The organism is Azospirillum rugosum, assembly GCF_017876155.1.
GTDB classification, from domain to species: Bacteria; Pseudomonadota; Alphaproteobacteria; order Azospirillales; family Azospirillaceae; genus Azospirillum; species Azospirillum rugosum.
The window spans coordinates 77036-97118 of record NZ_JAGINP010000026.1; the positions used below are offsets into that span (position 1 = coordinate 77036).

Annotated in this window: 21 protein-coding genes; 14 read left to right on the top strand and 7 right to left on the bottom strand. The window is 69.3% G+C overall.

All coding sequences use genetic code 11. The features are described 5' to 3' along the window. Positions 1–7: 7 nt before the first annotated feature. Positions 8–436 carry a hypothetical protein gene (locus J2851_RS28955; RefSeq protein WP_209770721.1) on the bottom strand — a complete coding sequence of 143 codons (429 nt, stop codon included), beginning with the start codon at positions 434–436 and terminating at the stop codon, positions 8–10. 376 nt (positions 437–812) lie between these two features. On the opposite strand from J2851_RS28955, the gene J2851_RS28960 reads away from it, so the two are divergent. From J2851_RS28960 to J2851_RS28975, 4 genes are all read left to right on the top strand, one after another. Next, positions 813–2090 (top strand): PQQ-dependent sugar dehydrogenase, encoded by a 1278-nt coding sequence (locus J2851_RS28960; RefSeq protein WP_209770723.1) that lies wholly within the window; start codon positions 813–815, stop codon positions 2088–2090. A 31-nt stretch (positions 2091–2121) separates the two neighbouring features. Beyond that, complete coding sequence (locus J2851_RS28965; protein ID WP_209770725.1) at positions 2122–2457, top strand: c-type cytochrome; 336 nt, start codon at positions 2122–2124, stop codon at positions 2455–2457. A 354-nt stretch (positions 2458–2811) separates the two neighbouring features. Beyond that, positions 2812–2913, top strand: a complete 102-nt coding sequence (gene pqqA, locus J2851_RS28970; protein WP_246501000.1) for a pyrroloquinoline quinone precursor peptide PqqA — start codon at positions 2812–2814, stop codon at positions 2911–2913. 137 nt (positions 2914–3050) lie between these two features. Further along, positions 3051–3455 carry a hypothetical protein gene (locus tag J2851_RS28975; RefSeq protein WP_209770726.1) on the top strand — a complete coding sequence of 135 codons (405 nt, stop codon included), beginning with the start codon at positions 3051–3053 and terminating at the stop codon, positions 3453–3455. Here J2851_RS28975 and J2851_RS28980 read toward each other — a convergent pair. Beyond that, positions 3430–5163 (bottom strand): methyl-accepting chemotaxis protein, encoded by a 1734-nt coding sequence (locus J2851_RS28980; RefSeq protein ID WP_307420573.1) that lies wholly within the window; start codon positions 5161–5163, stop codon positions 3430–3432. The genes J2851_RS28975 and J2851_RS28980 overlap by 26 nt on opposite strands. Positions 5164–5371: 208 nt before the next feature. Here J2851_RS28980 and J2851_RS28985 point away from each other — a divergent pair, with 208 nt between their 5' ends. Then, entirely contained in the window at positions 5372–6142 is a 771-nt protein-coding gene (locus J2851_RS28985; RefSeq protein ID WP_209770730.1) for an MBL fold metallo-hydrolase, read from the top strand. A gap of 148 nt (positions 6143–6290) precedes the next feature. Here the strand turns inward: J2851_RS28985 and J2851_RS28990 are convergent, their stop codons facing one another. After that, positions 6291–7349 (bottom strand): Glu/Leu/Phe/Val dehydrogenase dimerization domain-containing protein, encoded by a 1059-nt coding sequence (locus J2851_RS28990; protein WP_209770732.1) that lies wholly within the window; start codon positions 7347–7349, stop codon positions 6291–6293. A 541-nt stretch (positions 7350–7890) separates the two neighbouring features. On the opposite strand from J2851_RS28990, the gene J2851_RS28995 reads away from it, so the two are divergent. From J2851_RS28995 to J2851_RS29020, 6 genes are read left to right on the top strand one after another with little or no spacing between them, the layout of a single operon-like run. Beyond that, positions 7891–9123: a flagellar hook protein FlgE gene (locus J2851_RS28995; RefSeq protein ID WP_209770734.1), complete on the top strand. Its 1233-nt coding sequence runs from the start codon at positions 7891–7893 to the stop codon at positions 9121–9123. Positions 9124–9148: 25 nt separating this feature from the next. Next, positions 9149–10546, top strand: a complete 1398-nt coding sequence (gene flgK / locus J2851_RS29000) for a flagellar hook-associated protein FlgK (protein ID WP_209770736.1) — start codon at positions 9149–9151, stop codon at positions 10544–10546. Between the two features lie 4 nt (positions 10547–10550). After that, a complete protein-coding gene (locus J2851_RS29005; protein WP_209770738.1) occupies positions 10551–11654 on the top strand; it encodes a flagellin in 1104 nt (367 codons plus the stop codon). Positions 11655–11704: 50 nt separating this feature from the next. Then, positions 11705–12799, top strand: a complete 1095-nt coding sequence (locus tag J2851_RS29010) for a flagellar basal body P-ring protein FlgI (protein WP_211114471.1) — start codon at positions 11705–11707, stop codon at positions 12797–12799. Positions 12800–12817: 18 nt separating this feature from the next. After that, positions 12818–13135 (top strand): rod-binding protein, encoded by a 318-nt coding sequence (locus J2851_RS29015; protein ID WP_209770742.1) that lies wholly within the window; start codon positions 12818–12820, stop codon positions 13133–13135. Beyond that, positions 13132–13656 carry a flagellar protein FlgN gene (locus J2851_RS29020; protein WP_209770744.1) on the top strand — a complete coding sequence of 175 codons (525 nt, stop codon included), beginning with the start codon at positions 13132–13134 and terminating at the stop codon, positions 13654–13656. The genes J2851_RS29015 and J2851_RS29020 overlap by 4 nt, the downstream gene beginning before the upstream one ends. A gap of 15 nt (positions 13657–13671) precedes the next feature. Here J2851_RS29020 and J2851_RS36440 read toward each other — a convergent pair whose 3' ends face one another. The 3 genes from J2851_RS36440 to J2851_RS29030 all read right to left on the bottom strand — a co-directional run bounded on the left by J2851_RS36440 (position 13672) and on the right by J2851_RS29030 (position 16190). Then, the gene (locus J2851_RS36440; protein ID WP_281416102.1) at positions 13672–13800 is read right to left on the bottom strand and encodes a hypothetical protein; all 129 of its coding nucleotides are present in this window, start codon (positions 13798–13800) and stop codon (positions 13672–13674) included. 520 nt (positions 13801–14320) lie between these two features. After that, complete coding sequence (locus J2851_RS29025) at positions 14321–15178, bottom strand: ParB/RepB/Spo0J family partition protein (RefSeq protein WP_209770745.1); 858 nt, start codon at positions 15176–15178, stop codon at positions 14321–14323. Then, complete coding sequence (locus tag J2851_RS29030; protein ID WP_209770746.1) at positions 15168–16190, bottom strand: AAA family ATPase; 1023 nt, start codon at positions 16188–16190, stop codon at positions 15168–15170. Before J2851_RS29030 ends, J2851_RS29025 begins: the two co-directional genes overlap by 11 nt. 173 nt (positions 16191–16363) lie before the next feature. Here J2851_RS29030 and J2851_RS29035 point away from each other — a divergent pair, with 173 nt between their 5' ends. Then, positions 16364–16588: a hypothetical protein gene (locus J2851_RS29035; protein ID WP_209770747.1), complete on the top strand. Its 225-nt coding sequence runs from the start codon at positions 16364–16366 to the stop codon at positions 16586–16588. A 1-nt stretch (position 16589) separates the two neighbouring features. Here the strand turns inward: J2851_RS29035 and J2851_RS29040 are convergent, their stop codons facing one another. Then, positions 16590–17486 carry a LysR family transcriptional regulator gene (locus J2851_RS29040; protein WP_209770748.1) on the bottom strand — a complete coding sequence of 299 codons (897 nt, stop codon included), beginning with the start codon at positions 17484–17486 and terminating at the stop codon, positions 16590–16592. A gap of 119 nt (positions 17487–17605) precedes the next feature. Here J2851_RS29040 and J2851_RS29045 point away from each other — a divergent pair, with 119 nt between their 5' ends. Both J2851_RS29045 and J2851_RS29050 read left to right on the top strand, forming a co-directional pair. Further along, positions 17606–18658 (top strand): YeiH family protein, encoded by a 1053-nt coding sequence (locus J2851_RS29045; RefSeq protein ID WP_209770749.1) that lies wholly within the window; start codon positions 17606–17608, stop codon positions 18656–18658. 164 nt (positions 18659–18822) lie between these two features. After that, complete coding sequence (locus J2851_RS29050) at positions 18823–20004, top strand: HPP family protein (RefSeq protein WP_209770750.1); 1182 nt, start codon at positions 18823–18825, stop codon at positions 20002–20004. The last annotated feature ends 79 nt before the right edge of the window (positions 20005–20083 follow it).

Consider the following 20083-nt stretch of genomic DNA (forward strand, 5'->3'; position numbering starts at 1 on the left):
TCTTCCTTCAGCCCGCGCGCTCGCCGTAGCAGTAGGTCGACCAGTCCGCCTCGCGCTGGGCGAAGGGGACCGGGTCGATGCCGTCGTTCCCGGCCCCGGTCTCGTCCAGCCGGCCGTCGCGGTCGGCGTCGAAATAGTAGCGTTGCGTCCCGAAGTCGAAGATCAGGAAGGGCCGGCTCTCCAGCCGGTGGTCGCAGGCGTTGTAGAAGGCGACCAGCTCGTTCGGCCCCTCCGGTTCCGTGACGTAGTAGAGCCCCTTGATGATCCGCCCGTGGCCCTGCACCCGGGGATCGGTCCGCGCGGACAGGCCGCTCAGGTCCGGCATGCCGCGGGCCTTGTCGAGCGACGAGGAGCTGGCGTCGCCCGGACCCGGCCACAGGACGGGAAGCGCGGCCAGCGCGGACAGGCAGAACAGGATCGGGAGCGTCGGTGTCATGGCGGTCTCCACGGGAATGGGCCATCACGGCGCGGTCCCTCTTTCCAACACCGACCGTGGAAAGCCGGTTGCGCGGGCAAAAGGGCAGACGACGCAATTAAGCGGTGCCGGAACCCATTGGGGTCGACTCTTGCCGCCGTCCCCTGATCAACAGTGGTATTGAGTTGCTGCGACATCTTGCAGCATTATTCTTGAACTGGAAGAAATGACGCGCCAAGCGCCTCGCACCTTTAGCCTGTGTTTGTGAAGCTTTGCCACCCGGCCCCAGCGGCATCGGGGAAGGAGGCGCGTGCGCTCCGGTCCAAAAAGTCCGTTGGACCAACCAATCAACAAAGCGAGCCCAATCAACAAAGCGAGTGATGGGAGGAACATCCGAATGACGGTGAAGCATCGCATCCCGACTCTGCTCTGCGCGACCGCCATGACCGTGGCTTTGGCGACCGGCGCGTCCGCGCAATCCACCAACCAGCCCAACAACCTGAACAAGCTGCAGGACTTCAAGACCACCGGCGCGCCGCTGCGCATCCAGACGGTGGAGCAAGGCGGTGCCCGCGCCGCGGCGATCCGCGAGAACCTGAAGCAGGTGAAGCTGCCGCCGGGCTTCAAGATCGACCTCTACGCCATCGTGCCCGACGCCCGCCACATGGCGGTCGGCACCAACGTCGGCGTGGTTTTCGTCGGCACGCGCAAGGCCGACGTCTGGGCGGTGACCGACCGCGCCAAGGCGCGCGTGGCCGACGAGGTGAAGCGCTTCGCGCCGTCCATCGACTTCAAGGTGCCGAACGGCGTCTGCTTCAGCAAGGACGGCTTCCTGTTCATTGCGGAGCACAACCGCGTCCTGGTCTTCCCCGCCGCCGAGTTCTTCTATGAAAGCCCGGACGTCGCGGTCGGCGTGGTCGCCGAGACGCTGATCCCGAGGGAGGAGGAGTCCTTCAACCACGGGGCGCGGGTCTGCCGCATCGGCCCCGACGACAAGCTCTACGTCGCGCTCGGCCAGCCCTACAACGTGCCGCCGCCGGAGAAGGCGAAGCTCTACAACGAGCAGGGCATCGGCGGCATCGTCCGCATGGACCGCGACGGCAAGAACCGCGAGGTCTACGCCCGCGGCGTCCGCAACTCCGTCGGCATGGACTTCAACCCGGCCAACGGCGAGCTGTGGTTCACCGACAACCAGGTGGACGGCATGGGCGACGACCAGCCGCCGGGCGAGCTGAACCGCGCCACCAAGATGGGCCAGAACTTCGGCTTCCCCTGGTACGGCGGCGGCATGGTCCGCACGGTGGAGTACAAGGCCAGCGAGCCGCCCAAGGACGCCGTCCCGCCGATGGTGGAGATGGCGCCGCACGCCGCCGACCTGGGCATGACCTTCTACAGCGGAGCCATGTTCCCGGCGAAGTACAAGGGCGGCATCTTCAACGCCGAGCACGGATCCTGGAACCGCACCAAGCCGGTCGGCGCGCGCATCATGTTCACCGAGGTGAAGCCCGACGGCAGCAACGGCAAGACGGAGGTCTTCGCCGAAGGCTGGCTGAACGACAAGACCGGCGAGTATCTGGGGCGGCCGGTGGACGTCGTGCAGTATCTCGACGGCTCGATGCTGGTGTCCGACGACCTGGCCGGCGCGGTCTATCGCATCTCCTACACCGGCCAATAATGTGGAGACGGTTAAGGTGGGGATGGTGCGGATGCGCAGTGCTTCAGCCCTTCGGGGCGCCTTCTGCCTTGCGCTCGCCCTTCTCGGCACGGCGCCGGCCAATGCTGCCGGCGACCGTGCGGCGGGGTCGGCCAAGGCGACGCAGTGCCAGACCTGCCACGGCCGCCAGGGCATGGCGACGATGCCCGGCGTGCCCAACCTCGCGGGGCAGAGCGACGTCTATCTGGCGGCCCAGCTCCGGGCCTTCCGCGAAGGCGTTCGCAACAACGAGCAGATGTCCATCGTCGCGAAAAGCCTGTCGGACGCCGACATCGAGAACCTCGCGGCCTATTTCTCGCAGATCAAGGTGACCGTCGGTGCCGATTGAGCGTTGATTACGGGTTGGATCCCCTCGCCCCCTGGGGCTACGGCATTCACACCTGTTGCTGTGTGGTAAGTTGTTGAAAACGCTGGAAAAGCCCCTCTCCCCTTGGGGGAGAGGGGTTGGGGTGAGGGGTCGTTACGGGCGGTAGCCCGGAGACGATCTCAATCCGGCCGCATTGGTCGGTTCCGGCCGGCCAGAGGCCGGCGCCACCCTCACCCCAAACCCCTCTCCCCTCAAGGGAGAGGGGCTTTTTCCGAACTGCCTCAGCGACTTAACGCATAAGCGAAATGTGTGAATGCCGTAGCCCCTCTGGGGAGAGGGTTCAAGCGACAACCCTGAACGTTGACCATTCCGTTCATGACCCAGAGGAGGATGACCATGAAAACCTGGACCAAGCCGAAGATCGTCGAAATCGCCGTGGGTACGGAGATCAACGCCTACGCCTGCGCGCGCCTGTAAAAACGGCGCTTTCCGGCCCCCTTGCGGGCGGTCGGCGCGGCGCCCTGCCGGCCGACTGCCCGCAAGGTCTTCCCATTCTGGTGCAACGAGTTTCACTTCCGGCTGTTGCCGAACGGAATACGTTCCGGAGGGTAGCAATGCCGGCCCATACCCCTTGCGCGCCAGCGCCCGTCGTGACTCACCGCACCTGGTCGGGCCCATCCGGTTCGGGCGGGGGGGCGGGCCGGGGCGCCGCCGAGTCCTGGACCTACACCATCGGCTTCGACCTGGGCGGAAACCCGGTGCGCTTCGACATCGCGCGCCCGGAGGAGAGCGCCGCCCCCGGGGAGGGGCCGGAGGAAGGGCTCCGGCCCCTGGTCCAGGGCTGGCGGACGGCGGGCGGGGAGTGGTATGGGCTCTACCGCTGCGCCACCGGCTGTGCCACGGCCCGCCTCTCGCCGCTGGAGGTGGAGTCGATCGAGACCGCCGCCAAGATGGCCCTGGTGGCCGGCAGCCCCGAACAACATCCTGCGGAGGTCACCCCACCCGAACCTGGGCGATGAAGCGGTCGACCTCGTCCGACAGGACGGTCGCCTGCTCCGCCAGCCCGTCGGCCGCGTCGGACAGTTCGGACGCGGCCCGGCCGGTGCCCTGCGCTGCGTGCTCCACGCCGGCGATGTTGGACGACACCTCCTCCGTGCCGTGCGCCGCCTGCTGAACGTTGCGGGCGATCTCCTTGGTGGCGGCGTCCTGCTCCTCCATCGCCGCGGCGATCGTCGTGGCGATCTCGTTGATCTGGGTGATCGTGTCGGAGATCTCGGCGATCGCCTGCACCGCCTCCCCGGTGGCCTGCTGCATGCCGCCGATCTGGGTGGCGATCTCGTCGGTGGCCTTGGCGGTCTGGTTGGCGAGGTTCTTCACCTCCGACGCCACCACCGCGAAGCCCTTGCCGGCCTCGCCCGCCCGCGCCGCCTCGATGGTCGCGTTCAGCGCCAGCAAATTGGTCTGGCTGGCGATGTCGGTGATCAGCTTCACCACGTCGCCGATGGCACCGGCCTGGGCGGCCAGATCCTGGATGCTCTGGTTGGTGCCCTGCGCCCGGCTCACCGCCTGCCCCGCGACCTCGGCCGAGCGGTTCACCTGGCGGCTGATCTCCGCGATGGTGCTGGACATCTCCTCCGCCGCGGTGGCGACGGTCTGCACGTTGGCCGACGCCTGCTGGGTCGCCGCGGCCACCGCGACGGCCTGCGCCTTGCTCTGGTCGGCCATGGCGGACAGTTCCCGCGCGTTGCCCTGCACCTGAGTCACCGCGCTGGACACCTGGGCGACGACGGTCTTGACCGACGCTTCGAACCGTTCGGCCATGCCGTTCATCAGCGCGTGGCGCTCCTCCTCCGCGCGGGCCGTCTGCTCGGCCTGTTCGGCCTCCATGCGGCGCTTGGCGGCGGCGTTCTCCTTGAACACCAGCACCGTCCGCGCCATCGGCCCGATCTCGTCCTTGCGGTCGTGGCCCCGGACATCGACCGCATCGTCGCCGGCGGCCAGCCGTTCCATCGCCGCGGCCAGGGTGCGGATCGGCAAGGCGATGCCGTAGCGCGCGATGGCCAGCGCCAGCCCGAGGCACAGCGCGATGCCGACCAGCGCGATGGTCAGCGTCAGGGTGTGGATGTGGTTGGCGGTGGCGGTCGCCTCGTCCGACGCGTCGTCCAGCCGCTTGATCAGCTGGTTGGTCAGGGAGACGAGGTCGGCGCTCAGCTTCAGCGACGCCGGGCCGAAGGACTCGCCCATCAGCCTGTCGGCCTGCGTGTCGTCCTGGGCGACGGCCGCTTTCTGCACCTCGGCCACGATGGCCGTCAGGCGGCGGAACTCGGCCTGGACGCGCTCGACCTCGTCGCGGACGCCCGGCAGTGCCTGGGCCTCGTTCGTCCGCTTCAGGAACATCGTCGCTTCCTCGTCGACGCGCCCCGACAGGCGGCGGGTTTCCCCGTCCTGGTTCTCCGCGATCATCTTGTAGAGCAGGCGCCCGATTTCCGACAGGGACCGGTTGGCACGGGGCAGAGCGACGGCCGCCTTGGCTTCCTGGTCGATCAGTTCGGAATATTCGGTGCTGATCTTCGACATGGACGACAGCGCGTTGAGGCTGGTGCCCAGCGTCAGTGCAGCCATGAGGAGAAGTGCTGCAACAATCTTCGTGGTTATGCTCAGGTTTCTTAGTTTCACGATCGGCCTGCAGCGTGTTGGGGGTTGAGTGTCAAAGATGGCAGGACACACAACCGCTAAAGAGATAATCATAAAAATGCGTAAATGCGCCGCCAGACTTTCGGTTCTTTTCCAATCACCGAAATTCGATGTATTTTCCCTATCAACAGCGGATCAAACCCAGCGATCCTGAACGCTTCGGCAATGCCGCGCCTGATGCAAGGCGTTCCCGCAGCTGCTATTTTTGATACGCACCGCACGCCTCAGGAGCCGCCGCCCCATGCCCGTCCAGATCGCCGAACGCTGGTTCGAGACGCGCCGCATCGACGACGACATCACCCTGCTGTGGGAACCGCACGTGGTCCCGCTGCTCCGCTGCAACATCTGGCACATCCGCGGGCGCGACCGGGACCTGCTGGTCGACACCGGCATGGGCATCTGCAGCCTGCGCGAGGCCGCCCGCCACCTGATCGACAAGCCGGTGATCGCCGCCGCGACCCACACCCACACCGACCATGTCGGTGGCCACCACGAGTTCGATACCTGCCTCGTCCACCGGCTGGAGGCCGACCGCCTGCGCCAGCCGCGCGGCCGGTCGGCCCTGCACACGCGTGATTCCGGCGCGGAGGAACTGCAGAAGCTCCGCGACGCCGGCTATGAGGTGGGGGAGGAGCTGATCACGGCGCTGCCGCACGCCGGCTACGACCTGGACGACTACCGGGTGCGGCCGGCCAACGCGGCCATCGTGGTGGAGGAAGGGGACGTGGTGGATCTCGGCGACCGCCGCTTCGAGATCCTGCACCTGCCCGGCCACTCGCCGGGCGGCATCGGCCTGTGGGAGGCGTCGACGGGGACGCTCTTCTCCGGCGATTCCATCTACGACGGCCCGCTGCTGGACGACATCCCCGGCGCCAACGTGGAGGACTACGTCCGCACCATGGAGCGGCTGCGTGACCTTCCCGTCACGGTGGTCCACGCCGGCCACGACCCCAGCTTCGGCCGCGACCGGCTGGTGGAACTGACGACGGCGTATTTGAAGCGGCGGGGGTGACTGTCCCTCTCCCGCCCCGGGAGAGGGAGGGGCCCGCCGCCCTGCGGCGGGAGGGTGAGGGTGCCGCCAAGAATCAGCGCCCTGATCCTCGCCCGACCCTCACCCGGCGCCTACGGCGCCACCCTCTCCCGGGGCGGGAGAGGGAGTTCTAACGCGCCCGCCCGACCTTCTGCCGCGCCATGCGGTCCGCGACAGCCGCGGTCGGCCGGTGCTCCGCATCCGCGCGGGCGAAGATTTCCGTCAGCGTGTCGGCGATGCTCTCGACGTGGCGCATGACGCGTTCGTGGTCGTGGCCGGCGCGCTCGTAATAGACGTCGATCACGCCGCCGGCGTTGATGACGTAGTCGGGCGCGTAGAGGATGCCCCGGTCGGACAGCGCTTGGCCGTGGCGCTCCTCGGCCAGCTGGTTGTTGGCGGCCCCGGCGACGACCGGGCTGGTCAGCCGCGCGATGGTGTCGTCGTTGAGCACGGCGCCCAGCGCGCAGGGGGCGAAGACGTCCACGTCCAGGTCGAAGATCGCGTCGGGGGCGACCGCCGTCGCGCCGACGGCATCCGCCACCCGGCGCGCCTGCTCCGCGTTGATGTCGGTGATCCACAGCCTCGCCCCGGCGTCGCGCAGGAAGTGGGCGAGATGCCCGCCGACGCTGCCCACGCCCTGGATCGCCACGGTCAGCCCCTCCAGGTCCGTCCGGTTCAGCCGGTGCCGCACGGCGGCCTTCAGCCCGACGAACACGCCGTAGGCGGTGGAGGGCGACGGGTCGCCGCTGCGCGTGCCGCCGTTCCCCGTGGTTTTTTCGACGACGCCGGAGACATGCGCGGTCTCCTGCGCCATGGTCTTGATGTCCGGCACGCCGGTGCCCGAATCCTCGGCGACGATGTAGCGTCCGCCCAGCCGTTCGACGTTCCGCCCCATGGCCCGCAGCAACGCCCCGGTCTTGTCGGTGCGCGGGTTGCCGATGATCACCGACTTGCCGCCGCCCAGCGGCAGCCCGGCCAGCGCCGACTTGTAGGTCATGCCGCGCGACAGGCGCAGCACGTCGCGCAACGCCTCCGCCTCGCTGGCATAGGGCCACATGCGGCAGCCGCCCAGCGACGGGCCGAGCGTCGTGTCGTGCACGGCGATGATGGCGCGCAGGCCGGACTCTGGGTCGGCGCAGAACACGACCTGCTCGTGGCCGTCGAAGTCGGGGTGGTCGAACAGATGCACGGTTTCCTCCTTATCGTTCTTCTAGGTGGAAAATCCGGCCTTGCCGAAGCGTAAGCGCCAGCGTCGCGCACAGGACAGTCCCATGCGCCGGCATCACGGCCCGCGGTTCCGGTTTTCCTTGTCCTGTGCTTCCCGTCGTCTTGTGCAGTGCGGGATTACACGGATGCTTCTCTTACAGAGAACCTAGATACGATTGTAAATGCTGGCAAGACTGACCATCCGTGCCTTTGAAAAAAGCAAGGACGTGAGCGGCGCACGGGGTCCGGCATGGGGAAAGTGTCCCGGGAACAAGCACGCAAGATAATTTCCGTTCCAGCCGCATCCTGCCGGGGGCAGAGCCCCCCTCACCCTCCCCTCTCCCCATGGGGAAACAGGGAGACTCTCCTGGAAAGGAAGAAGAGCGGCAAATTTTAAGTAAATACCCTGTCCACTTCCTTTAAAGCGCCTTTAAAACCGCATCCGTACTCTGCGCTGGAAAGTCCATCGTGGAGAATCCCGGGACTTCCCCTTGCTTCGGCAGTCTTGACAAGAGGATCCCTCGATGAGCCTGTTCAGCGCCATGCGGTCCGGCGTCAGCGGCATGTCCGCGCAAAGCTCGCGGATGGCCGCCATTTCGGACAACATCAGCAATTCGGCGACCATCGGCTACAAGCGGGCGGCGGTCGATTTCTCGACGCTGGTGACCTCGTCGGGGTCGGACACGAGCTATTCGGCCGGCGGCGTGCGCTCGAACATCCATTACCAGGTGACCAAGGACGGGACGCTCCAGGGCACCCAGTCGGCCACCGACATGGCCATCGACGGCGGCGGATTCTTCGTCATCGCCAACCACGCCACGGCTGCCGAGGGCGCGCCGAGCTACGCGCTGACCCGCGCCGGCAGCTTCCAGCCGGACGACCAGGGATACCTGCGCAACAGCGCCGGCCAGTATCTCCAGGCCTGGAAGCTGAACCCCGACGGCTCTCTGCCGTCCGTCAGCAAGACCAGCTTCGACGGCTTGCAGGCCGTCTCCGTCGCCGGGCTCGCCTACGGCGGCGCCAAGACGACGGCGATGACCTTCTCCGGCAACCTGCCGGCGCAGGCCGCGACGGGCACCAGCTTCGACACCACGACCAGCCTGTACGACGGCATCGGCAACCCGCGCGACGTCACGCTGACCTGGACGAAGACCGCCAACCCCAACGAGTGGACGGTCAGCGCCGCCGGGCCGGCTGGCTACACGGTGTCCCCGGCGAGCAGCACGGTGACCTTCGACGCCACCGGGGCGAACGCCGGCCTGCCGTCCGCGGCGATCCCGCCCTTCACGCTGACCTCCCCGGCCGCGCCCAGCGCCGACACGGTGACGCTCAACCTCGGCAACGTCACGCAGCTGAATGGCGACTATGTCCCGCAGCTGGTCGGGGATGGCGCCAAGGCCGGCCAGGTCAGCTCGGTCGAGGTCGACAAGGGCGGCAAGCTGTGGGCCATCTACGACAACGGCGCGCGGCAGGCGCTCTACCAGGTGCCCATCGCCAACGTGGTGAACCCGGACGGGCTGACCGTCCAGGACGGCAACAGCTTCACGCTGGGCACCGACAGCGGCGCGCTGACGCTCGGCACCGGCAACAGCGGCAAGACCGGGGCGGTGGCCGGCTACGCGCTGGAGCAGTCGAACGTCGACATCGCGGACGAGCTGGTCTCGCTGATCGAGACGCAGCGCGCCTACTCCTCCAACGCCACCATCGTCCGCACCGCCGACGAGATGGTCGATGAGACCAACCGCCTGAAGCGCTGATGCCACCGGACCCGGAGACCCTGCCATGAGCCTTCAGACGGCCCTGACCGCCGCCCTGTCCGGCCTGCGCGCGACCCAGCAGCAGGCGGCGCTGGTGTCGCACAACATCAGCAATGCCACCACCCCCGGCTTCGTCCGCAAGGAGCTGGACCTGTCCACCGCCGTCACCGGCGGCCTTGGGCAAGGCGTCCGCGTGGACGGCGTCGCCCGCCGGGTGGACGAGCTGCTGATCCGCGACGCGCGGTTCGAGCGGAGCCGCTACACCGCGCAGGAGGCGCGGGCGTCGGCGCTGGCCGACTACGCCAACGTGCTGGGCCAGCCGCAGGACGAGCGGTCGGTCTCCACGGCTGTGGCGAAGCTCCAGCAGGCCTTCTCCACGCTGCGCGACCAGTCCGACAACGAGGCGGCGCAGGCCGCCGTGGTGGACAAGGCCGACGCGCTGGTCCGCCGCCTGCACGACACCGCCGCCGCGGCGACCGCGACGCAGACCGATGCGAAGACCCGTCTGCAAGCCTCCGTCGATCAGGTCAACAGCGCGCTGGTCCGCGTCGGGGAGCTGAACGGCACCATCGCCCGCCAGACCGCGCAGGGCGCCGACACCAGCGACCTGCGCGACCAGCGCGACCGCCTGCTCGACCAAGTGTCGGAGGAAATCGGCATCCGCACCTACACCCGCGACACCGGCGAGGTTGTGGTGATGACCCGCAACGGCCAGACGCTGCTGGACCGGGAGCTTCCGGCCGGCGCGCAGCCGTTGCAACTGGTCGGGACCGACCTGATGGCCGGCGGCAAGGTGATCTCCATCAACCCCGAGCAGGACATCCAGAGCGGCCGCATCATGGGCTACGCCCAGGCCGCCTTCCAGGACATGCCCCGCGCGCTGGCGCAGCTCGACCAGCTGGCCGCCGGCCTCGTCCAGCAGTTCCAGGGGGCGGAGGCCGACCCGACGCAGCCCGGCCTGTTCACCGATGCCGGCGCGGCCTTCGGGTCCACCGCCGGTCTGGCCGGGCACATCGCCGTGAACGACGCCGTCCGCACCGCCACCTGGAAGGTGCAAAGCGGCGTGCAGGCCACCGCCCCGCGCGCCCCCGGCGACCAGACGCAGATCGACCGGTACCTGGGCGCCTTCACCGCCACGCGCGCCTTCGCCGCGCCGGACCTGCCGGCCAATGCGACGCTGGGCGACTTCGCCACCAGCCTGGTGTCCACCCAGCAGGGCTACCGCACCACCGCGGAAGCCGACCTGACGACGCGCAAGATCAGCGCCGACGCGCTGAACAACGCCCGCATCAACCGCGACGGCGTCAACGTCGACGACGAGATGCAGAAGCTGCTGCTGATCGAGCAGAGCTATGGCGCCAGCGCCCAGGTGATCCAGGTCGCCGGGCGGATGCTCGACACGCTGCTCCAGCTGCGGAACTGATCCCATGATCTACAACAGCGTTTCCACCGTCGGCCTCAGCCTCCGCCTCCAGACCGCGGCGACCGCGCTGCAATTGGAGCAGCTGCGCAACAACGACGAGATCGCCAGCGGCAAGCATTTCGACGTGGCCCAGGCGCTGGGCGCCCGGACCGGCCACGACATCGCGCTGCGCAACCTGTACGACGAGACCGAGCAGTTCCAGAAGTCCGCCGCCCTGCTGCAAGCGCGCATGACGACCATGGACAGCGCCCTGACCAACATCCTGGCCGCCGGGCAGGACGTGCTGGCCGCGGCCTCCACCGGGCTGGGGCAGCCGTCGCCGACCGGCACCTCGTTGCAGGTGCGGGCGCGCGGGGTGCTGGACCAGGTGGTCGGCATGCTGAACGCCTCCTCGGGCAACGGCTACCTGTTCGGCGGGGTGGAGGTGAAGACGCCGCCAATGCGCGCCGTGCAGGGCGACGCCTCCGGCCTGCCGGCGCCGATGACCATCGTGCAGGACGCCATCACGGCGGCGAGCGGCGGCTCTCCGGCGCCGCAGACGGCGACCGACACGGCCACTGTCGTGGCGACGCTGGGCGACCTGTTCGCGGTGCGCGACCCCGCCCTGCCCCCTCCCCCACCGCTGGCGCAAGGCTTCGAGGGTGGTTTCTACGTGGGGGCGACGGCGATGCAGCCGGGGGGAGCGGCGACGCCGCGCCTGTCGGGCCGGCCGGACCGCACGACCGACATCCCCTACGGCGTCCAGGCCAACGACCCGGCCATGCGCGACCTGCTGCAAGGGCTGTACATGCTGGCCAGCATCGACACCAGCAAGCTGCCGCAGGACGCCTACCAGCCCTACATGCAGGCGGCGGTCGGCAAGGTCTCCGCCGGGCTGGACGGGGTGCGCAACGCCACCGCGCAGCTGGGCAGCCAGCACAAGCAGCTGGACGAGATCGCCGAGCGTCACGCCGCACAGCTGAAAATCCTGAACGACCAGATCGATGCGCTGGAAGGCGTGGACCCGGCCGAGAGCAGCGTCCGGCTGAACCAGCTGGAGGCGCAGATCGAGGCGACCTCCGCCGCGACCGCCCGCATTTCCCGGATGCACCTGTCCAATTACCTCTAGGCCAAGGCAGAACGCCCGTGCCAACTCGTTGTTCGACCCGCAATGCTCTGATGGCCGTCGGCCTTGCGCTCGCCGTTTTGGGGCCTGCCCTGCCCGCGATGGCGCAGACGCGGGTGAAGGACCTCGTGACCTTCGACGGCGTGCGCCGCAACCAGCTGATCGGCTATGGCCTCGTGGTCGGGCTGAACGGCACGGGCGACCGGCTGATCAACACGCCCTTCACGGAGCAGAGCCTGAAGGGCATGCTGGAGCGGCTGGGCATCAACACCCGCGACGAGGTGCTGCGCACCCGCAACGCCGCGGCGGTGATGGTCACCGCCTCCCTGCCGCCCTTCGCGCGGCAGGGCACGACCATCGACATCACCGTGGCGGCTCTGGGCGACGCCACCAGCCTGCTGGGCGGCACGCTTCTGGTCACGCCGTTGCTGGGCGCCGACGGGCAGGCCTACGCGGTGGCGCAAGGGGCGCTGTCGGTCAGCGGATTCTCGGTCGGCGGGAGTGCCGCCAACGTGACCAAGGGCGTGCCGACCAGCGCCCGCGTCGCCAACGGCGCGATCGTGGAGCGGGAGCTGAAGTTCGCGCTGGACGAGGTGGCCGGCGTGCGCATGGCGCTGCGCAACCCGGACTTCACCACGGCCAACCGCATCGCCGACGCGGTGAATGTGCGGCTGGGCACCGGCAACGCCCGCGTGCTGGACGCCACCACCGTGGACGTGCGCATCCCGCCGCGCTACAGCGGCGCGGTCGCCCGGCTGATCGGCGACATCGAGCTGCTGACCGTGCGCCCGGACGGCGTCGCCCGCGTGGTGGTGGACGAGCGCAGCGGCACGGTCGTCATCGGCGACGACGTGCGCATCAGCAAGGTCGCCATCACCCAGGGCAACCTGACCGTCCGCGTGGTGGAGACGCCGCAAGTTTCGCAGCCGCAGCCCTTCTCCGACGGGCAGACCGTCGTCGTGCCGCGCACCGACGTGCAGGTGCAGGAGGGCAACGGCCGCCAGTTCGTCACCATCGGCGGCAACGTCAGCCTGCAACAGCTCGTCAACGGGCTGAACGCGCTGGGCGTGGGGCCGCGCGACATGGTCGCCATCCTCCAGGCGATCAAGGCGGCGGGCGCCCTGCACGCCGACCTGGAAATCATCTAGGGACAGGACAAAAGCGCCATGGACGTGACCGCCCTCCCCTCCCCTGCTCCCGCCCCGGTGCGGGCCGCGACCGCAGCCAAGGCGCCCGATCCGGCGCAGCACGCCGCCAAGGATTTCGAGGCGATGATGGTCGGCCAGATGCTGGAGTCCATGTTCGCGGGCGTCGACGCCGGCAACGCCTTCGGCGGCGGCCAGGGCGAGCGGACGTGGCGCAGCTTCATGCTCCAGGAATACGGCAAGGCGATTGCCGAGGCCGGCACGCTGGGCATCGGCCGCATGGTGCAGGCTGACGTGGCGCGGCTCTACGCGCAACAAAACGAGGATGCCGGGGCATGAGCCGCCGTTTCAAGGACCTGATCCGCGAGTTCGCCCCGGACGCCAAGCCGGCCGCACCATTGCCGGAGGCTCTGGCGGAACCGGACGCGCCCGTGCTCGCCGACGGCCCGACCGCCGTGGTCATGACCGCCTTCCTGGACGCGGTGGCCGAGCTGACCGCGCTGTTGGAGGAAGAGACGGCGGCCATCGCCGCCGGAACGCTGGACGGGCTGGAGGGTTTCGCCCGGCGCAAGCAGGCCATGGCCGACCGGCTGGACGGCATCATGGCCGAGGCGAACGCGGCCCCCCTGCGCCTGACCGACGACCTGCGCGCGATGATCCTGGACCGGGTGGAGCGGCTGGACCGCGCCATCAACGCCAACGCCGCCGGGCTGGTGGCGATGCGCCGGGCGGTGCTGGCGATCAACCGCAGCCTGCTGTCGGCGCTGGAGAAGGCGGCCAGCGACGGGCTCTACGCCCCGACAGGGCAGGCCGTGCGACCGGTCGAACTGTCGGCCGCGGGGCTGAACGCGGAGCTGTGACGGGACGGCGAACCTTCAGCGCGCCAGGACGAGCGCCAAAGCGGCGGCGATCGGCGCCAGCGTGAGGATGCCCACGGCGGCCACGCGTTCGGCTGGGCTCCACGAAGCCCAGTCGCGCTGAAGCGAGGAAAAGAGCGACTTCATATCCCCTCCAAGCCCGAACAGTCCGAACGCCTTTGCTGCCCGCACACACTTGCTGCGGTGCATATAAGATACGGTCTGAGTGGTTGTTTGGCTTGTGAGAGTGACAGCGCCGACGCGAAATATCAGACAGTGATGCACGGCCGCAACAGATCCCGTTGCGCCCTCGGCTTTCGCGCATCGAGGTACGGCTTTCCCCCGTTGGAAGAGCATTCGGGAAGCTCATCCGAACGCGAGATCTCCAGATTTACTTGGAGTGTTCAAAGAGTATGGTCTGCGAACGGGGATATCTGGATTTCCGCTTTCACGGGAATGACGTATGCGCAAGACCGGTTGGAAACGGGTGTCTCCAAGAGGGCAAAAAAGGCTGCGACGGAGGCTGAGGTAAGCGGAGGCTTCAACGTCCAGACCCGCGGGGTGGCAGAGATTTCGACTTCGAAAGCGCGTTTTGGTTGCTTGGAGTGGCGACTCCTGAAACCTAAGCGCGCTTTCGAGATCGAAAGCCCAAATCAGTCGACCAGAGTCACTCGCCCAGAAGGGCGTCGATGCGGCTTCGCAGGTCGCGGAGCAGGTCGCGGTGTTCCTTCTGCAACGCGCTGCTGACCGAGCTTATGGCGGTCAGGTCCTTGTCGATGCGGTTGATCGCCTTGCCGAGCACGCGCAGCGGTTCGGGCGAGGCCGGGTCCTTGCTCGCCCGCGCGGCGCGGACGGACTGCACGGTCAGCCCGCCGGTGCGCGCCGACTTCCACAGGCGCCGCACCTCCGCCTCGTCGCCGACGAAGGCCAGCTCCACCAGGGCGGAGCGGGACACGGCGTCGGGGTTCTCCCGGTATTCGGTCAGGATGTCGCCCGGCAGGTCCAGAACCTTCAGCCGCTTCGACACCTCCGCCTCCGACACGCCGATGGCGGCGGCGACCTCGGCCTGGGCGTAGCCGTGGGCGTCGATCAGCTGGGACAGCCCGCGGGCGAGGTCGATGGCGTCCAGGTCCACGCGCTGGACGTTCTCGATCAGCGCGATCTCCTCCGCCTTTCCCTTGGTGATGATCGCCGCGATGGTGGGGCGGCCGAGCATCTGGTGGGCGCGCAGGCGGCGTTCGCCGGCGACCAGCCGGTAGACGCCCTTCTCTGCCGTCTCCTGCACCAGCACCGGTTGCTGGAGGCCGTGGCGCTCGATGGACTCCGCCAGCGAGGCCAGCGCGGCCTCGTCGAAGACGGTGCGCGGCTGGTCCGGGTTGGTGCGGATGTTGGCGACGTCGACCTCGATCAGGCGGGGCAGGGTGCCCGTCAGGCCGAACATGCGGTCGGTTTCCAGCGCCGGGGCGGCGTTCTTCACCTGCAACACGGCCGCGGCGGTCTGGCGCGTCAGCTTCTTAGGCGGCATCGGCGGCCTCCCGGATGCGGCCGGCCGCCTTCAGCAGCGCACCGGCGATGGCGGCGTAGCTCTCCACGCCCGGCGCGCCGATGTCGGCGTCCAGCGTGATGACGTTGGCCCCGGCGGCCTGCGCGTAGATGGTCGCGCGCGGCACCGGCGGGAACACCCGGTAGTCGGTGCCCCACAGCCGCCCGATGTCCTCCAGCGAGGAGCGGTCCTGCGTCTGGCGCGGGTTCAGCATGGTGGGCAGCACGCCCAGCACCTGGAGCCCCGGGTTCAGCCGGCGCTGGATGCGGGCGACCGTGTCCAGGAAGGCGTTCACGCCCAGGATGGCGTGCGGCTCCGCCTGGCAGGGGATCAGGACGTAGTCGGCGGCGGTCAGGGCGTTGATGGTGACCGCGCCCAGGTTCGGCGCGCAGTCGATCAGGATGAAGTCGTAGTCGCCGCGCACCGTGTCCAGCATCTCCGCCATGGCGGTCTGCGCGTTGGTCAGGTTGCCCGGCAGCTCCGTGTCGGCGCTGGCCAGCGCGATGCTGGAGGGCACGACGTCCAGCCCCTCCACGCCCGTGGGCCAGATGACGTCGGCCAGCTTCGCCTTGCCCATCAGCGCGTGGTAGAGCACGCGGCCGGCCTCGGTCAGGGTCACCACGTCGGCCTGCGGTACACCCACATGCACCGTGGCGTTGCCCTGCGGGTCGGCGTCCACCAGCAGCACGCGGTTGCCTGCGCGGGCCAGCATGAAGGCGACGTTGATGGAGGTGGCGGTCTTCGCCGTGCCGCCCTTCTGCAGGCCGACGGCGATCACCGTGCCCCGCCGCGGCGGCTCCGTCGGGGGCTGTTCCAGCGACAGCAGAAGCAGCCGGCCCAGCACGTCACGGGGCAGGGCCTCCTTGCCCGTTTCCCACTTGCTCAGCCGCTGCTTGTCGTATTTGCGCCCGGTCAGTTCGTTGACGAACGCGGCCATCTGCGTCTGCGTGAGTCCGCGCTTCTCACGCAACGCCTTCAAATCGTCGCCGTTCATTGCCCCCTCGTCGACTTCGTGAGTCGTCGCGGAAGCTATCAAGTCGTCCCAACCGCCGCAACGGGTGACTACCGCGCGCCTTGGTGAAAAATGCTTCGTTCTTTATCGGAGACTGGCGGGGCAGGGCCGGTCGGGTGCATAACAGGGGGGCGGGGCAGGCGAGGGATGCGACGATGGCGGCGAACTGGTCGGTGCGGCAGCTGGTGTGCCAGGCCCATGGTTGTGAGCTGGTCGTGACGTGGCGCGCCGACGCCCGCTGGACCTGGGCCGTCTCGGTGGCCGGCGAGCGCATCGCGGTCGGCGTGGCGAACTCGCAGGAGGGCGCGCAGGACGCGGCCCTGCACGCCGCCGACCGGCACGCCCGCGCCGACGGCACCGTGCAACTCACCATGTTCTGATTCAGGGTTTTTGGGGGCAGGGCGACCGCAGCTGTTCGCAGAAAGCGTGGGCCGCGTGGCTCATGTGCCTCTGCCGGTGGTGGATGAGGTGGAAGGGGCGGTCGGGCAGCGGGAAGGCGATCCGGTGCAGGCGCCCGGATGCCAGTGCGCCGGCCGCGACCAGTTCGGAGATCACCGTCGCCCCCGCCCCCGCCGTCACCGCGGACAGCACCGCCTCGTTGGACGGCAGCTCCAGCACGACGGGAAGCCGTTCCGGGGCGACGCCCTGCCGGCGCAACGCCTCCTCGAAGGCGGAGCGCGTGCCGGACCCGACCTCACGCAAGACCCAGGGAGAGGCCGGCAACTCGTCGGCCTCCAGCCGCGCGCGGCCGTGCCAGGGGTGGCCGCCCGCCACCACCAGGGCCATGCGGTCGCCGGGCAGGGTGGCCTGCGCCAGCAGCGGGTCGTCCACCTCCCCCTCCACGAGGCCAAGGTCGGCGGCGCCGTCCAGCACGGCCTGGGCGACCTGCGCCGTGTTGCCGGCCGCCACGCCGACGTCCACGTCCGGGTAGCGGTCGCGGAAGGCGACCAGCCGTTCCGGCAGCCAGTAGCCGATGATCGTCTGGCTGGCGTGCACCGTGACCCGGCCGCGGCGCAGCGCCGACAGGTCGGCCAGCAGGCGCTCCGCCGCCTCCGCGCGGGCCAGGACCGCCCTCGCCTCGTCCAGGAACAGGGTTCCGGCCTCGGTCAGCTCGATCCGGCGCCCCACCCGGTTGAACAGCTGGACAGCGTGCCGGGCCTCCAGGTTGGCGATGGCGGCGCTGACCGCGGACTGCGTCAGGTGCAGCGCGCCGGCGGCGCGCGTCACGTGCTGCTGCTCCGCCACCGCCACGAAGATGCGCAACTGCTCCAGCGTCATGGATCGCGTCCCGCTTTTGCCGACCGTTCGATTTTAGCGAACGATTCGAGCAACACAATGCGTTGGATCGATTGGTCGGCGGAGAACAGATTCGTGGACATCCGAACCGGAGGTCCACCATGCGCCACGTCCTTGCACGATTTCCCGACCTGCTCCGCCCGCTGCTGCCCGGCGTGGCGCTGTGCGGGGCCGTTTCCTTGCTGGCGACGATGGCGGCCGGCGTGGAGGTGCGGCTGTTCGGGCAGGCGTGGCTGGAGCCGCTGGTGCTCGCCATCCTGATCGGCACGGCGTTGCGCACCGCCTGGACGCCCGGCCCGCGCTGGGTTCCCGGCATCCACGCCAGCGCCAAGACGCTGCTGGAGGTGGCGGTGATGCTGCTGGGCGCCTCCATCGACCCGAAGACGATCCTGGCGGCCGGGCCGGGGCTGCTCGCCGGGATCGCCGGCGTGGTGGCCGCGGCGTTGACGGCCAGCTATGGGATCGGGCGGCTGCTCGGCCTGCCGAAGCGCATGGCGGTGCTGGTCGCCTGCGGGAATTCGATCTGCGGCAATTCGGCCATCGCGGCCACCGCCCCGGTGATCGGCGCCCACAGCGACGACGTCGCCGCGTCCATCGCCTTCACGGCGGTGCTGGGCGTGCTGGTCGTACTGGGGCTGCCGCTGCTGGTCCCGCTGCTCGGGCTCAACCCGATGGAATATGGCGTGCTCGCCGGGCTGACGGTCTACGCGGTGCCGCAGGTGCTGGCGGCCACGGCGCCGGTCGCCGCGGTCAGCGTGCAGGTGGGGACGCTGGTCAAGCTGGTGCGCGTGCTGATGCTGGGGCCGGTCGTCTTCACGCTGGCGCTGCTCGCCGCGCGCCAGCCGCAGGAGGAAGGGCAGGCGGGCGAGGGAACTGGCCGCCGCCTGCGGGCCCATCACCTCGTCCCCTGGTTCATCCTGGGCTTCCTGGGGCTGGCCGGTTTGCGGGCGGCGGGGCTGGTGCCGCAGGCGCTGCTGGCCCCCATGGCGGCGGCGTCGGGCGTGCTGACCGTGCTGTCGATGGCCGCGCTGGGGCTGGGGGTGGACGTCCGCATGGTGGCGCGGGCGGGGGTGCGGGTCACGGCGGCGGTCGTCCTGTCGCTGCTCGCCCTGGGCGCGATCGGCGTCGGCCTGATCGACCTGCTGAATCTGTGATGAAGGGGGCAGGAAGGGGGCAGGGAAGGGCGTGAATTTTGCCCATAAAATGTGTGAATTGGGCAAAAAATGTGCATAGAATACATTTTATGCCTTGACCTCAACTTAGGTTGAGGTTTTAGGTTCGCGCCCGTTGGTCGTCATGTCCTGGGAGAGCGAGACGAATGCCCAAAGAAAAACGGTCGATCCTGCGCAGCCTGGTGGTCGTCCTTTCAAAAAAGCACCGCAATCGCCGTCGCATCGCCCTGTTCAACCCGATCCTTCCCGGCGCCAACCTGCGGGACCGGATCATCGCCTGCTGCGGCGCCCTGCTGGGCATCGCGGCGACCGGCCTCCTGTGCCACTTCGCCCTCAGCAGCATGGTCAGCGTGCCGGTGCTGATCGCGCCGATGGGGGCGTCGGCGGTCCTGCTGTTCGCGGTGCCGACCAGCCCGCTGGCGCAGCCCTGGCCGATCATCGGCGGGAACACGCTGTCGGCCGTCGTCGGCATCCTGGTGTCGGCGCTGGTCCCCGACCCGATGCTGGCCGGCGCGCTCGCCGTCGCGCTGGCGATCGCGACCATGTCCATGACGCGCTGCCTGCACCCGCCGGGCGGGGCGGCCGCCCTGACCGCGGTGCTGGGCGGGCCGGCGGTGGCGTCGGCCGGGCTGGGCTTCGCCCTGTTCCCGGTGGCAGTGAACTCCATCCTGCTGGTCACGGCCGGCTGGCTGTTCCACCGCTTCTCCGGCCATTCCTACCCGCACCGCCCGGCCGCCAAGCCCGCCAACCCGCACCGGACGAACGACGTGTCGGCGCCGGCGCGCGGCGGGGTGACGCCCGACGACGTGGAGGAGGCGATCCAGGGCTTCGGCGAGGCGTTCGACGTCAACCCGGACGACCTGAAGGACCTGCTGCTGAAGGCCGAGCGCGTCGCCCTGGAGCGGCTGAACGCCCACATCGCCTGCTCGGAGGTGATGTCGCGCGACGTGGTCACCGTGTCCGCCGACGCCCATCCGGACGTGGCGCGGACCAAGCTGGTCCAGCATTCCTTCCGCACCCTGCCGGTGGTGGACGCGCGCGGCACGGTGGTCGGCGCGGTCGGGCACGAGCAGCTCGCCAAGGCGGGCGCGCGCGTCGCCGACGTGATGGAACCGGCGGTCTTCGAACGGCCGGAAACGCCGGCCTTCCGCCTGCTAGGGCCCCTGTCGGACGGGCGCACCCACGAGGTGATGATCGTCGACAGCAAGGGCACGCTGCTGGGCGTCGTCACGCAGACCGACCTGCTGATGGTCCTGGCGCGCGCCGCCCTGGCCCGGTCGGAAGAGGCGCAGAAGGGCGCCGGGCTCTCGATGATACCGAACCGGTGATACGCTTCCGGGAGGGGTGGCGCCGTCGGTGATGGGGCCGCCCGTTCCGCGGGCGAACCGGGCGCATCCGCATGATGTG